This window comes from Fodinibius sediminis (assembly GCF_900182555.1).
GTDB lineage: Bacteria > Bacteroidota > Rhodothermia > Balneolales > Balneolaceae > Fodinibius > Fodinibius sediminis.
On record NZ_FXTH01000001.1, the window covers coordinates 338358 to 353074 of the forward strand.

Here is a 14717-nt window from a genome sequence, read left to right on the forward strand (position 1 = left end):
AATGGATGCATAACTAGAGCGACAGGTCGATCTTAAGACCGACATACCGGCTTGAAGGATCCTGAAGGTTATTGTCATTACCGAAATCGGGATCGATTATTTTAGCTTTTTTCAGGATGGCAAGGTTGTATCCAAAAGCGGTAAGCTTCAGCTTTTTGACGCCCAGACGGGGAAACAGGTAAGCCATATTATACGTCAATGAAACATCCCGAAGCTTTACAAAACTGCGATCGAATACATTGGCAAACAGCTCGCTTTCATCCTGGGTAACCTTGGCTCGGTAGGGATAGTTCTGGGCCCACTGCTGCCAACCTATGGCTGTTGTATTTTCTTTAAACTCTCGGGTATCACTGACAACATTCCCGTCCGTATCGGTCTGCAGTTCACCGCTTACCACGTTCACACCTTCCGGTACATACACCGGTTCGCCGGCGGCATATTCTTCATCTCTCCATCGGGTTGATTGCGGATGCTTGCCGCCCCACCACATTTTCTCTACGGTCAGGGAGTTCATCACTCCCCCTACAGCCCCGTCGATACTAATGTTCAGAGCAAATTTTTTGTACTTAAACTGGTTTTGAAGACCAAACCGCCAGTCGGGCAGCAGGTGTCCTTTCAACTGAGGATAGGGATCCCGGGTAGGCAGGCCGGTTTCTTCATCCAAGATCAATTGTCCATCCGGCGTTTTCATCCACCCGGTAGCGTAGTAGTTATCAGCACGTTCTCCCTCCGCCAGGTTATGGTATTCATCCTGGTCGCCGTAAATGCTGGACAGCCGTTCCACGCGCCGCGACCAGTTGGCCGTAAGGTTCCAATCAAAACTCTGGCTCTGTACCGCGGCCGATTTGACGGTCACCTCCACCCCGTTGGTGGTATACTCGTTGCCGTTGATCTTGCGGCTGTCAAATCCGGAAGCCAGCGATATGGGCAAGTCAATAATCTGGTTCTTATCTACAATGTTGTAGTAGGTTACATCAAAATTGAATCTGTTGCTGAACAATCCTGCCGAGAGGCCTACTTCCCTGGTAATGGACTGCTGCGGATTAATGAAAGGATTGACGATTCCCGAAGGATACGTTAGCTGTGGATTGCCATTGAAGTTCCCCGTCTTGTCATAGTAAGCGACGGTTTGGTAAGGATTTTCGAAATCCGGATCGAGATCGCTGGATACTTTCGCCCATGAACCATACAACCGCAGATTTGAGATAGACTGCGGCAGATCAACAAGATTGGATACCACCGTACTCAATGAAGCCGAGGGATAAAAATAAGAATTGTTTGATTCCGGCATGACCGACGACCAATCATTACGCCCTGACACATTCAGGAAGAAAGCATCCAGAAATTCCAGGTCCACCGACCCATACAAACTCCGGATTGCCTTTTTACGCTGCTCCGTTGATCCCTGCACACTTCGCTTGGTATTGGACAGGCTGTATACCCCGGGGACTACCAGGCCATCGGTTGAGTTATAGTACTCTTCGTAGCTCTTGTAGTTGGCATTCCCGCCGGCTATTGCATTGAAGTTAAAAAAGGAAGCAAGCCGGTTTTCGTATCGGAACCGCAAATCGTTGTCAAAGGTAAGCGCATCCATATTCCAGGTTTTGTAAAAGCCGTCCCGGGGATCCCCATACCGAAGGTACGACTTGGGCCGCTCCTGATCTTCGAAGCGATCTTTTTTATTGACCGACGACCGGGCCTGTACATACAGGGTATTCGTGACATCCCATCGTAACTTGAGCTGTCCGCGGTATATATCAGAATCATACTCCTGGTTGCGCTTGTAGGCTCCGAAGTAGGGATTGTTGTACCACGCATAGTTCCAGTTGGCCTGCTTGTACCCTTCTTGTCCGGGAACCCAGAGATTCTTTTTCTGAGCCTGCGGATCCACATCGGTGCCTTGCCAAATCAGGAGCGTATAAATATGATTGTTGGGACCATAGCCGTAGGCGGGGTAGTTGGGCGATTTTACTTTATTATAGGATACTTTATTATCGAGGGTTATTGAAGGACTGATATTAAAGGTGGATGCAAATGACACACCGCCGCGATCCACCGAGGTATTCGGGACTCGCCCCTGCTGCACACCATAATTCCCCGAGAAACGATACCGTGCATCATCCTTTTTATAAGCCAGAGAAAAGTCGGTGGTATTAAAAATTCCCGGCCGCATAAATTCCTGCAGGTTATCATGCGATTCCCACGGAACAGGCACACGCTCATAGCGCGATTTGTCGTCATATTTGGTGCCTTCGACCGTGCCATACCATTCTATAGTCTCGCCGGTCTCCGTGTCGCGGATGGGACTGTTCCACTGCGGAATCAATTTATCGCCCTCAAATTTGGGACCCCAAATCATATCGCCGTCCGAAACTCCGCCCCCTTTGCCATCCCAGAATTCATATTCACCATTGGAGCCGTTACCATACTGTTTTTGGACGTCCGGGAAGACCGCATATCCGGCAGTACGCATCGTACTGTTTGAGATATTGACTTGTAATCCCTCTGTTCGGGCATCTTTGGTAGTGATCAGTATTGCGCCGTCCTTTCCCCGCGATCCGTACAGTGCGGAAGCTGTTGTACCTTTCAATACATTAATTTCAGCGATATCATTTTTGGAGATATCAAAAAAGTCGGTTTCGACCGGCACGTCATCGATCACGATAAGCGGCTCCTTGCCCCTCAACAGAATTTCCGGGCTCTGAAACAGACCGGTTGGATTATTTACCGTAAGCCCCGATACCTTGCCGCTAAAAAGATTCGCGACATTAGGAGCCGTGGTATTTTCCAGAGATTCGGTCTCAATTTCCTGTGTCGAATAACCGATCTTTTCTTTTTGCTGAACAACGCCCATGGCTGTAACCACAACCTGACCAATTTCACCGATGGCCATCTGTAAAGTTACATCAATAACTTCCCGGCCGAATACGGGAACGGTTCTTTTTTCATATCCAACGAATGAAAAGGTGAGCGTATCTTCCCTACCAGCTTCTAAACTATACTTTCCGTCGATGTCTGTGGAGGTGCCCCGAGCTGTTCCTTTGATCATCACATTCACCCCGGGCAAAGCTTCCCCATCGGAGTCGGTTACCCTTCCCCCAATATTATAATCCTGAGCCTGACCGATTACCTGTATACATAAAAGGCCAATGACCAACAGCCAATACTTTTTCATTGTACTATTTGCGATTTAAGTGTTCGACTTTGTGATTTAATATGAGTCCTTCCTCATATTTTGTTTTGAGTCTAACATACAGGCAGGCCTTAACCCGGGTGTTACAGAAGTATTATGCTTGCGTTAAGAGCGGTCCGGAAAGAGGCAGGCAACGATCTTTTAAGAAGGGCGGGGATGACTCTATTGGGCAAAGGACATACCAAACGCGGGGCGCCGCATATTTGTTACCACTCCTCAAACTACTTTCTTAACGCACCATATGATATCATGAACGTTACCTACTCCGTGCTCGACCTTGCCGTCGTTACCGAAGGGCAAACCCATGCGGATGCTATTCGCTGCAGCCGCCAGCTTGCCAAAGAAGTGGAACAGATGGGATATACACGCTTCTGGATGGCCGAGCACCACAACATGGAAAACATTGCAAGCTCCGCCACCTCCCTCCTGCTCGGCCATATTGCAGTAGCAACCGATACCATCCGCGTGGGGTCCGGCGGCGTCATGCTGCCCAACCATTCTCCGCTGATCATTGCAGAACAGTTTGGCACCCTGGCCACCATCTATCCCGACCGCATTGACCTTGGCCTGGGCCGTGCCCCAGGTACCGACCAGGCCACGGCACAGGCTATACGCCCCGATCGCATGCAGCAGGTGCGGCAGTTCCCCCGGAATGTCAAACAGCTGCAGCAGTATTTCTCCACTGATAACAGCACTTCTGCTGTCCGGGCCATCCCCGGTGAGGGAACCGAGGTGCCAATCTGGATTCTGGGTTCCAGCACCGACAGTGCCCACCTGGCCGCAGCCATGGGACTGCCCTATGCTTTTGCCAGTCATTTCGCCCCCCAGCAGCTTCATGCTGCCCTCGAGGTCTACCGCGACAACTTTCAGCCCTCGGAACAGCTGGAGGCTCCGTACGTTATGCCCTGCGTTAATGTTGTTGCAGCAGATACTGACGAACAGGCCGAATGGTTATCCACTTCGCTCAAGCAGATGTTCATGGGCGTAGTTACCGGTGACCGACGGCCCATGCCAGCTCCGGTTGATGACATGAGCGATGTCTGGACCCCGCGCGAAAAGATGGCGGTGGAACAGATGCTCACCTACTCCTTTATCGGAGGACCGAATACCATCTCCGAACAGCTGAGCGACTTTCTGGATCAGACCGGGGCTGATGAGATCATGATCGCATCCTATATCTATGATCAAACGCAGCGCATGAGATCACACCGGCTCGTTGCAGATATCATGAGCTCCTGACGCTGTCCGTAATGTCGCACTGGCTGTAATCGACTTTTTAGAATTTTCCTGCTACTTTAGAAATAAGAACCTCGCCCGTGACGGCATATTGCCGGTCCGGGCACATCCACATTCCAGGTTAACACAAAATCATTGTCCCATGACTCGTGTGACTATCGTACTGTCCATTATGCTAATTAGCCTGACGACTTCCTCCCTCTTCGCACAGGACGGGCACCCCCCGCTCGATATCAACCTTGAAGGGTACGACTACCCCTATCCGGCCGAATATTTTGCCTTCCGATCTCAGCAGCAGGCGCTGAAAATGGCTTTCATGTACGAGCAAGCCGACCAGCCGATCGGCAGGACCGTACTGCTGTTTCACGGGAAAAACTTCAACGGAGCGTACTTCGGAGAAACCATGCGGGCATTACTGGCGGAAGGCTTCGACGTATTGGCCCCCGACCAGATCGGCTTCGGGAAGTCGACAAAACCCGGGAACTATCAGTATACCTTTCAGCAGCTTGCCAAAAACACCAGGGCCCTGATGGATTCACTGGGCATCCAGCGGGCAGTGGTGCTTGGCCATTCGATGGGTGGGATGCTGGCCACACGATTTTCACTGATGTATCCGGAAGCGGTGGAAACCCTCGTACTGGAAAACCCCATCGGTCTGGAAGACTGGAAGCGCAAAGTCCCCTACCAGGGCATTGATCACTGGTATCAGCAGGAACTCGACAAAACCTATGAAGGTGTCAAGCAATATATGGCCCAAAGCTATTATGATGGTGACTGGGAAACCGCCTATAATGAGTGGCTCCGCCTTCGGACCGGCTTCATCGGCCAGCCCGATTACGATCGGTATGCCTGGAACCAGGCCCTGACTACCGACATGGTTTTTACACAGCCGGTACTCTACGAATTTTCGGAGCTGGAAGTTCCGACCGTGCTCATTATCGGCCAGCGCGATCGAACAGCCCTTGGTACGGGCCTGGTCCCCGATTCCGTAGCTGCAACCATGGGACAGTATCCCAAGCTGGGCCGTCAAACGGCTAAACAAATTCCTGATGCTACGCTTGTTGAGCTCGATGATATCGGCCACCTGCCGCACATCGAGGCTTTTGACCGTTTCATCAAGGTCCTTCTTGCGAATATCAAATAATATAAAGCAAAAAAGCCCGGGCATTTACGCACCGGGCTTTAAATTCCGTATCTATTACACCTTAACAGGTGTTAGTTGCCGCCGTCTGTCGAGCCCCCATCATTTCCACCCTGATTTTGCGGAAGTTCAGGTACCGCTGACGGTGTTTGTGATGGATTATTGCCCGACCCATTTTGCTGTGCCGGCAATTCAACGCCGCTTTCCTGTACCGCACTCTCTGATGTTGTTCCCTGGTCAATAGCAAAATTGGCGAGCAGGCAAAGCACCAGCAAGGCGCCTCCCAATACACTGGTTGATTTTGAAAGCAGGTCGGCCGTACGTCGGGCTCCAAGACCGGCTCCCCCCTGCATACCTCCGGCCAATCCGCCCGAAAGTCCTTGCCCCTGACCGGGTTGCAGCAGAATGACAATCGTTAAAAGAACACAAACAAGAACAATAACAAATAAGATAATATTGTAAAGCATGGTAAATAAAGATAACAGTAAACTTTAGACCCGTTAATGTATCCAAAATTCGCTTTTTTTACAATGATATACTTACAAATAACTTCCCTTTCTTGTATTATTACATTTGTGTTGACGAATTTAACCCCTTAACCCTCGATCCTGTGCAGGATATCACTACTCAAATACAGGAAGTTTTTGAAAGCTCGCCATCTCTGACCTATAAGATCGTTCTTACGGTCGGCGTAATTTTTGTCATATGGCTGATTCGCTACCTGGCCGTACGCATGGTCAACAAACAGCTGCCCGAAGCCAAAGAACAGTACAAATGGCGTAAGAACCTCACCTATGTCTCTGCATTTATAGGCTTTCTCATTGTCGGACGCATCTGGTTTGAGGGCATTCATTCCCTGGCCACTTTTCTGGGATTGCTCTCCGCCGGACTGGCTATCGCGCTCAAGGATCCCATCACAGATTTTGCCGGCTGGCTTTTCATCCTCTGGCGCAAGCCCTTCAACGTGGGTGACCGCATCCAGCTGGGCGACACCAAAGGAGATGTCATCGACCTTCGGATTTTTAAATTTACCGTCCTTGAAATAGGAAACTGGGTGCGCAGCGATCAAAGTACCGGTCGCGTCGTTCATATTCCAAACCACCAGATTTTTTCGGATCCGTTGGCCAACTACACCAGTAGCTTTGACTTCATCTGGAATGAACTGGAAGTGCTTGTAACCTTCGAAAGTGACTGGGAAAAGGCTAAAAACATCCTACAGGATATTGCCGACAAGCATATTGAACAATTCTCGGAGCAGGCAAACCGCCAGGTCCAGCGGGCCCAGAAGGCCTATCTCATTTATTACCGTCACCTCACCCCCATTGTATATACCGACGTCCAGGACAGCGGTATTTGCCTGACCATTCGCCACCTCTCCAATCCCCGTAACCGTCGGGGAGTCTCGCAAGATATCTGGGAAGACATCCTGCGGACGTTCAGCCAGCATGATGACATTGAGCTGGCCTACCCAACAATGCGCATTTACAAGGACCATAAGAACGACTGAATTCACGCCACAGCCGCCCCCTTTAAGATGTCATTTATTGTCTTTGTGATCTCTCCGACTTTATTCCCTTGGCAATCACAAACTCACCGGGGACATTGTACTCATTGCCGTTGCGGTACTTCCGAATTGACTCGAGGTATTCCTGATTAACTTCTTCCCTGGTCCGTTCATCAAACTTCTGATATGCCAGGGCCACCGCTCCACCCTGAAAGGCGGCCACACAGGCCTGCTTGTCATCCCGAAAGTGTAACTCAGAGGAAAACCGGTGTATCGCAATATCGTCATAACCTGCCGTTTCTAACGTCTGCGAGAGGGCGTCGCCGGTGCCGAGCTGAAAGAACAGGGGGCACACCTCTGACTGCACGCGCCGGTCCACAATGGGGAATATCTCAGCCCATCCACACTTATTGCGCGCTCCCCAGACCAGTACCGCGGCCCGTCCACCGGGTTTCAACACCCGGAGCATCTCCCCTACCGCTTCCGCAGGATTGGGATAATACATCAATCCCAGTGAACATATAACGGCATCAAAAGAATCGTCCGGCAAGGTGAGCACAGCAGCATCCATGTGTTTGAAATGAACATTCTGGATGCCCTTGCCCTCTGCCCGTGACTGGGCTTCGCCAAGCATTCCCTCGGATATATCGATACCGGTGACCTCTCCGCCGGGATGAACGATTTTTGCAAGTGGAATGGTCACCAGTCCCGTTCCACAGGATACATCGAGGATTGTTTCACCGGGTACAGGGTCAATTTCCGCCAACAGGCTTTCCTGGGCCGGCCAGAGCTGCTCCTGCCAGCCCGTCTCGTAGTGCGGGGCCGCTCTATCCCAGCCGTAACGTTGTATTCGCAGTTGTAAATCGGCTTTCATAAAGCTAAATGTTATGGATTAACGGTTGCGTGCAAAATCAGAACCTTTTGCGCATGCTTTCTGCCTGAACATCTGGCAATTTCTTTCACCAGCGGCAATAGTGCCAACACGGGTTCCGGCAGCACCTTCCGCGGTGGCCGGCCCTCTCGCTTACGACGGTTCAGCCCTGGTTGATTCAATATTCACTTTTCGCTCTATCGGAATAGGTCGTTTAAAATCATCCAGCACCGGACTGCGGGCATCCGCCCGGTTAATCATTTTAATAATTTGGACTTCCGGAGCCGGACTTTCAATCCTTACCTCATATCGCAGTGCTTTAAAACCCGGCGGATCGTCGGTCAGGCCGAACTGGCCGCGAGCATCAAAATCCGATTCCACGAAGACCTCAATATGGTCGACAGGAATTTCCATCACCGCCGCCTGCTGGGCATATCCCATGGCCAGGCAACTGCCCAGCGCAGCCCGTTCAAAGATACCCGGTCCAGGACCAGCATCATTGCCGCCTTCCGCCTCTCCTATGTCACAGACCAACGTTTTGGAGCCGCTTTCAATTTCGCAGGTTGTTCCGTCTCGAATTTTTACTTTGGTCAAAGCCGTACTCTGTCCCACGGACGGCCGCATTTCAATGGCCTTCCTGTTCCTTTCATATGCCTTCTTTATGGTTTTGGAATCTGACATACCATTCTTTGCCTGTTTACAGTTACAATAAAACACTGTGCCACAAAAACCGGATACGAGGTAGTGGCTAGTGAAGGTTAAATTTTGCCTTCAGTTTTTCCGGAGAAATAACTTTCACTCCAAAGGAATCGCGCCCAACAAACGGTTTATGCAACCGTGGAAGCCCTGAACCAGCCGGCACTTCAACCAACGCCGCACCGTTTCCGGAGGCACTGCCTTCTGATGCCTCGCCGGCACTGTTCTGGAGCGTCACCCAGCACATTGTCTCTCCCACCTCAAGCCCCGTTGCCAGTCCCGTATTATCAAAGATGGTTATCTGGGGATTTGTAACCGACCATTCCCACGTCCATATGCTGCGATCGAGTTCATGAAAGGGGACTTTATCTCCCCGGGCAAGCACGGCCAAGGCCGTAAATTGCTTTTCCTCCCCTTTTACAATGCTGTGGTCTTCCGGTGTTATCTCTATACCAACAACCTCAATATCCTGCTCATTGCCACTGGTAGTGCTGTCGCATCCAACCGCTGCCAGCAATGCCAGCAACAACATACTGAATCCATTAACAAATAGCCTTTTACAACAAATTCCTGCATACTTCATAATAAATCTATTTCCTTTACTATGATAATAAATCTATTTCCTTTACTATGCTTATTCAATGAACTGCACTTCTGTAATGGTCGTGTACAGGCGTTCTGGAGTTTTCCTTTTGTCAATCTATTCCGTACTTCTCTCAAGACCAAGTTTCCGAAGGTCAACAACAGGTAAACAAAGGTGGGAGATTGGTAAACATGAGGTTAGTACCCCCGGCTGCGAACGGTTTTTCAGTGCACGATGCCGGTTGTCATCTCGATGAGCAGCTCTACGGGGATTGACTGCTGCAGGAGGAGACAGCATGGAACACGGGGTCCCCGCTGAGATTTCGGGAATGCAGCATATTCTGCTGTCGGCCGCCCGAGCATCCATGCATCTCGAGCAGGCACAGCCTGGACTCACCAGTGAAACAGCTCAGAACAGTTGCATTGGCCAATCCAGGGATGATGCCATGCAGCAGGTCATCGGATTGCAGGGGACGCCCGGAACAAGCATCAGTAAGAAAAGCATGGGCCGGGTAGACCCCGGTACTATTTCGGTATGGGCTGTATTAACTGGGGATCGTCATTTTCCTTGTCATTGACCTCTTCAGAGACGCGGTTTACCGCCATTTGACTCATCGGGTACGACTGGATGAGCCGGTCCAGGGTGCGCTCGTCCAGGGCGTCCTCACCGAGCCATGTACTGTGATATTCCCTGTCAATAATCACCGGCATCCGTTCTCCCACCGGCTGTACGAGAGCATTCGCTTCCGTGGTAAGCATCGAACAGGAATACACATCGCGCCCGGAGGAGGATTTCCAGACCGTGTAGATGCCTGCCAATGCCATCAGCTGGTTGGAGAGTAAACGAATATAAAAAGGCGTGTTTTTCTTTTTGGTTGTCTTCCACTTGTAAAAACCGGATGCCGGTATCAGGCAACGCCTTTTTTCCAGGCATTCGATTTTCCACTCCTCCTCTTGAATCTCGCCGAGGGTAACTTCGTAATTCTCAGCTCCGGATCGCTCATTTTCGGCATCCGGCGGAATCAGTCCCCAAATAAAATTATTGATCTTTCGCTGCCCTTCCTCCCGGTATACGGCCGAAATCAATGATCCCGGGGTGATGTTGAAATGCGACTCAAAATAATCCTCGCGCTCAGAATGAACCTTGAACTGGTGTTCCACTTCCTCTTTGGTGGCTTGGAAAACAAATCGATCGCTCATAGCTTTGGTTTTATTTTAGTCTTTTCAACTTTTAGCATAGATTGCAGGCTCCGTTATATTACAGTAACTGCAGCTGAACTCCCAATGTTTCCTTCTTTATGAATTTATTTTTCAACCCCCAGGAACAGCGCCTGAGGGCCGGCTGGCGAGTCCTCATTCAGTTTATTCTAATGTTCTTTCTGGCCGGCTTTGCCACGCTCGGAATCAACAATCTCTGGCAAAGCTCCCTCAGTGTTGCCTCTACCCTCGGTCAGTTTATCGGGGTTTCAGCAAGTATCCTGATAGCGGCCCACCTGCTGGACAAACGTCCTGTTAAAGGCTACGGCCTCTCCTTTGACTCCCGCTGGTGGATCGAATTTTTTGCAGGCGCGGTCATTGCCGGTGGAGCTATCAGTGTCATTTTTGTATTCGAATGGCAGATGGGCTGGCTCTCCATAACCGGCTACGGATGGGAGTCCATGGGCAATACCTCTTTTGGGGCAGCAATATTGAGCTCATTAACAGCCATGCTGCTGGTCGGCTTTTACGAAGAATGGTTTTCACGCGGTTATCAGCTGCTGAATCTGGCCGAAGGTCTGCGCTACCCCTGGCTGGGCACGGGGGGAGCTGTAGCCATAGCCACCCTGGCAACCTCCCTCCTGTTCGGAGCTCTTCATTACTACAATCCCAATGCATCAACGGTTTCCACCTTTAACATTGTGCTGGCAGGCATAGTCCTGGCCCTTCCCTATATTCTAACCGGCAGTCTGGGGCTGTCGGTGGGACTGCATTTCAGCTGGAATTTCATGCAGGGTTCCATTTTTGGATTTCCCGTGAGTGGTACCCATCTTGATGGCTCCCTGATTCAGATAGCCCAGAAGGGAACCCCTTTCTGGACGGGAGGAGCCTTTGGTCCCGAGGCAGGCATGATCGGCATTTTCGGCATGGCAATAATGGCGGGTGGTACCTACGTTTATATTATGATGGCGGGTTACGAATGCTCCATTGCAGAACTTTTTGAAAAAGAGCGCTCATCGCCTGCAAATTGAGATGAGCAAGCCCTATAAGTTTTGTATATTCTGCTACCTGATGAATATCGTTTGCACTTGAAACGATAGATATTGAAAGATAATGTTAATTAAAAAAAGGCTGGAACGTTGAAGTTTGAAGAAATGAACTTAAGCCCCAATATCATGAGCGGGCTGCAAGATCTAAACTACACTGAACTTACTGAACTGCAGGAAAAGGCCCTTCCCACGATACTGGAAGGAAAGGATGCGCTGATCAAGGCTGAACCGGGTAAAAGCAAAAATGCTACCTTTGTCATCCCGGCGCTTGCCAAAATTGATGCCAAGGAGAACGTTGTGGACACAACCACCCTTGTTATTACCCCCAACGCCTCAGAATCTCAGCAGATTGATGAGTTGATTTGGGCCATGGGGTACCATGCTCAAATAGAATGTGCTTCCATTGACTTGGACGGGGATGAAGAGGAACAGAAACAACTTCTGAAAGATGCTCCCCAGGTTATTGTCGGAAATCCGGGTCCCCTGCTTAATCTTCTGCAGGATCTGCGCTACGTTTTCCGTAATGTGGATTATCTTGTCATTGATGAGCTGGACAAACTGATTTCCCTGGATTTGATGGACAGGGTTCAAAACATCCTCAAGCGGGTCCTCTCAAAACACCAAACCCTTATTTTCACAAGTGATCTGACTAAAGAGGTGGAAGACTTTGCTGAAAAGAACCTGGAGGAAGGGGAAGCCATTGGATTTGATCCTGCCGAAACGCAGGTGCTCAACAAGCCGCCGGAAGTACCCGATAATTTATCACAGGGTTATATCTATGTGCCCAATCGCATGAAGATAAGCACTTTCATGGCTCATATCGAGGAATCTTCCGACGATCGATGTGTCATTTTTACGGCCTCCAAAAGGGGCACGGACCGGCTTTACAAGATACTGCGGAAGAACAACTTCAAAGCTACGAGCCTTCACGGCAAATTATCTGACAAGAAACGGGCACAGCGCCTTGCCAATTTTACCAACGGAGACGTTCAGTTTTTGCTGGTTGCAGACATCTCTGCCGCCGCACTGAATATCAGCGATGTCAAACAGATCATTAACTATGATGTGCCCGGCGATCCCGATGAATATCGCTACCGCACCGGACTGGTGAGCAGCGGCAAAGCCGCGCGTATTGTATCGCTGGTCTCCAAACAGGATCGCAGCGATATTAACAAGCTTGAAAAAGAACTGGGACAGGTTCCCAAAGAGATGGACCTTCCGGACAAGGTTAAGCAGAAATTAAAAGAACGCCGTCAAAAGAAAAAGAAGTCCAAGTCCAAGTCCAAGTCCAAGAAAAGGCGCGGCGGCAATGGCAAAAAACAGCAGCAAAAGAAAAAGAAAAGCAACGGCATGGAGTTACCGCGGCCCAGCTATGATAAGCTCAGCGGCGGGAAAAGCGGAAAAAGCACCAAGAAGGATAAAAAGACCGGTGTAATAGAAATGCTCAAGAACCTGTTTTCCTGATGCTGTAAAAAGAAAACCATACACTCATCGGAAGCCTCCTGTTAAAGAAAGGCTTCCGGTGAGTTAAAGAATCGCGCTCCTGCCTTTCTGCTATCCGATGGGCACCTCACTGGATTGAAAATCCGGAACCTAATGCCGCGCAGGAAATGCTCTTTCCTAAGCCGTCATTTTCTTTTGGAGCTCGGCGCCAACATCTCTGAGAGCCACATCCTTGATAGCTTCGAAGCCATCAAGCGTCTGCCGGATATGTTCCTCGGTATGGGCCGCGGTAGGAATCAAGCGGATAAGCACCGTCCCCTTCGGAACAACCGGGTAGGTCACCCCACTTACAAATACGCCATGCTCCTCGCGCAACTTGCGCATAATCAGCTGGCATAAATCCGTACTGCCCTTGGTCAATACTGGTGTTACCGGGCATTCAGCCGGAAGCACATTATAGCCAATCTCACGAAGACCACTGCGCAGCATATTGGTGTTTTTCCACAATTGCTCTCTCCATTCAGGATGTTTGCGGATCAGCTCCAGTCGCTTGCGGGCAGACTTGACAATCGGCATGGGTACCGACTTGGCAAAAATCTGACTCCGGGCATTGGCTTTCAGAAACTCCACTACCCGCTTTTCGGTTGCTACGAAAGCACCGATCAGCGCAAAGGCCTTGGCAAAGGTACCGAAATAGATGTCAATCCCGTCATGGCAGCCCAGGTGTGTACCGGTACCCGATCCGTCTTTTCCCATGGTTCCGACCCCATGCGCATCATCTACCAGCAGCCGGAAGGGATATTTTTCTTTAAGCGCAATCATTTCTTCCAGTATGCCCAGATCACCGGTCATCCCGAAAGCCCCCTCGGTAACCACCAGCACGGAGGAATTGGGTTTGGCATTGCGGTGAGCACGTTTCAGCTGTTTTTCAAAACTTTTAATGTCATTGTGCTTGAAAACAAACTTTTCAGCCATTGCCAGCTGCTTGCCGTCCACGATACAGGCATGGCTCAATTCATCATAAATAAGAATATCATTGCGATCTACCAGCGCATGGATAACACTCATGATACCCTGGTAGCCGTAGTTTAACAGCAGCGCATCCGGCTTATGAACAAAATCGGCAAGTTCTTCTTCCAGCTTCTCGTGCTCTGTGGAATTTCCCGTCATCAGCCGGGCTCCCATGGGACTGCTCAAACTGTAGTCCTGAGCAATTTTGGCATCATATTTCCTTACCTCTTCATTGCTTCCTACACCGAGATAATCATTGATACTCCATACAATTACTTCTTTGTCATTGAATTGCATGGTAGGGCCCAGGGGTCCCTCCAGTTTAGGAAACGTATAATATCCATATCCCTCAGAAGTAAACTCCCCCAAGGGACTGGGTCTGCACTGAAGCTTATCAAATAAATCCATAGAACAACTAGAATACTTGCTTTGGTTATAAAGTGTATTGCCAACAAAAATAAGTGGGCCCTAAAAACATTTAAAAAAGGTAACGAAAATTACCCTCTTCTCAAAAATGGAATACATTCCTGAATAATATGATAAATGCCTATTATTCCTGATGTTATCAAAAGGGTTCTTTATTTTTTTGATATGTGGGACATAGATCGACCGCCAACTGCCTCCACTCTTCCAACTGAAAATCTATTCTGCATCCCCGCTTCAGCCTCATCTGCCAGCGCTTGCCCATATCTCCAAAGTACAATTGATATGATAAAAAAAGTAAATATTCTTTAAGGTAATATTAATTACATCTCCATTAGTTGCATATATCAACTAAGGTGCGTTTCTTAGGT

The 14717-nt window shown here is 49.7% G+C and carries 13 protein-coding genes; 6 read left to right on the forward strand and 7 right to left on the reverse strand.

All coding sequences use genetic code 11. The features are described 5' to 3' along the window. Positions 1-13: 13 nt before the first annotated feature. Positions 14-3175, reverse strand: coding sequence for a SusC/RagA family TonB-linked outer membrane protein (locus FN808_RS01495; RefSeq protein WP_142712761.1), 3162 nt, complete (start codon positions 3173-3175; stop codon positions 14-16). A 114-nt stretch (positions 3176-3289) separates the two neighbouring features. On the opposite strand from FN808_RS01495, the gene FN808_RS01500 reads away from it, so the two are divergent. Then, entirely contained in the window at positions 3290-4432 is a 1143-nt protein-coding gene (locus FN808_RS01500; RefSeq protein WP_246068256.1) for an LLM class flavin-dependent oxidoreductase, read from the forward strand. 139 nt (positions 4433-4571) lie between these two features. Further along, positions 4572-5573 (forward strand): alpha/beta fold hydrolase, encoded by a 1002-nt coding sequence (locus FN808_RS01505; RefSeq protein ID WP_142712762.1) that lies wholly within the window; start codon positions 4572-4574, stop codon positions 5571-5573. Positions 5574-5644: 71 nt separating this feature from the next. On the opposite strand, the gene secG is transcribed toward FN808_RS01505, so the two are convergent. Continuing rightward, positions 5645-6037 (reverse strand): preprotein translocase subunit SecG, encoded by a 393-nt coding sequence (gene secG, locus FN808_RS01510; RefSeq protein ID WP_142712763.1) that lies wholly within the window; start codon positions 6035-6037, stop codon positions 5645-5647. 143 nt (positions 6038-6180) lie between these two features. Between secG and FN808_RS01515 the strand changes: the two genes are divergently transcribed. Further along, positions 6181-7077: a mechanosensitive ion channel family protein gene (locus tag FN808_RS01515; protein ID WP_142712895.1), complete on the forward strand. Its 897-nt coding sequence runs from the start codon at positions 6181-6183 to the stop codon at positions 7075-7077. Positions 7078-7111: 34 nt separating this feature from the next. Here the strand turns inward: FN808_RS01515 and FN808_RS01520 are convergent, their stop codons facing one another. From FN808_RS01520 to FN808_RS01530, 3 genes are all read right to left on the reverse strand, one after another. Beyond that, positions 7112-7948 (reverse strand): class I SAM-dependent methyltransferase, encoded by an 837-nt coding sequence (locus FN808_RS01520; protein ID WP_142712764.1) that lies wholly within the window; start codon positions 7946-7948, stop codon positions 7112-7114. Positions 7949-8098: 150 nt separating this feature from the next. Further along, positions 8099-8626, reverse strand: a complete 528-nt coding sequence (locus tag FN808_RS01525; RefSeq protein ID WP_142712765.1) for an OsmC family protein — start codon at positions 8624-8626, stop codon at positions 8099-8101. Between the two features lie 67 nt (positions 8627-8693). Next, the gene (locus FN808_RS01530) at positions 8694-9224 is read right to left on the reverse strand and encodes an Ig-like domain-containing protein (protein ID WP_142712766.1); all 531 of its coding nucleotides are present in this window, start codon (positions 9222-9224) and stop codon (positions 8694-8696) included. 271 nt (positions 9225-9495) lie between these two features. Here FN808_RS01530 and FN808_RS01535 point away from each other — a divergent pair, with 271 nt between their 5' ends. Then, positions 9496-9801 (forward strand): hypothetical protein, encoded by a 306-nt coding sequence (locus FN808_RS01535; RefSeq protein ID WP_185958188.1) that lies wholly within the window; start codon positions 9496-9498, stop codon positions 9799-9801. On the opposite strand, the gene FN808_RS01540 is transcribed toward FN808_RS01535, so the two are convergent. Beyond that, positions 9749-10423: an SOS response-associated peptidase gene (locus FN808_RS01540; protein ID WP_142712768.1), complete on the reverse strand. Its 675-nt coding sequence runs from the start codon at positions 10421-10423 to the stop codon at positions 9749-9751. The genes FN808_RS01535 and FN808_RS01540 overlap by 53 nt on opposite strands. 98 nt (positions 10424-10521) lie before the next feature. Between FN808_RS01540 and FN808_RS01545 the strand changes: the two genes are divergently transcribed. Next, positions 10522-11451, forward strand: coding sequence for a CPBP family intramembrane glutamic endopeptidase (locus tag FN808_RS01545; protein WP_142712769.1), 930 nt, complete (start codon positions 10522-10524; stop codon positions 11449-11451). Positions 11452-11559: 108 nt separating this feature from the next. Further along, the gene (locus FN808_RS01550) at positions 11560-12933 is read left to right on the forward strand and encodes a DEAD/DEAH box helicase (RefSeq protein ID WP_142712770.1); all 1374 of its coding nucleotides are present in this window, start codon (positions 11560-11562) and stop codon (positions 12931-12933) included. 156 nt (positions 12934-13089) lie between these two features. Here the strand turns inward: FN808_RS01550 and FN808_RS01555 are convergent, their stop codons facing one another. Beyond that, positions 13090-14331 carry an aminotransferase class I/II-fold pyridoxal phosphate-dependent enzyme gene (locus FN808_RS01555; protein WP_142712771.1) on the reverse strand — a complete coding sequence of 414 codons (1242 nt, stop codon included), beginning with the start codon at positions 14329-14331 and terminating at the stop codon, positions 13090-13092. Positions 14332-14717: the final 386 nt, after the last annotated feature.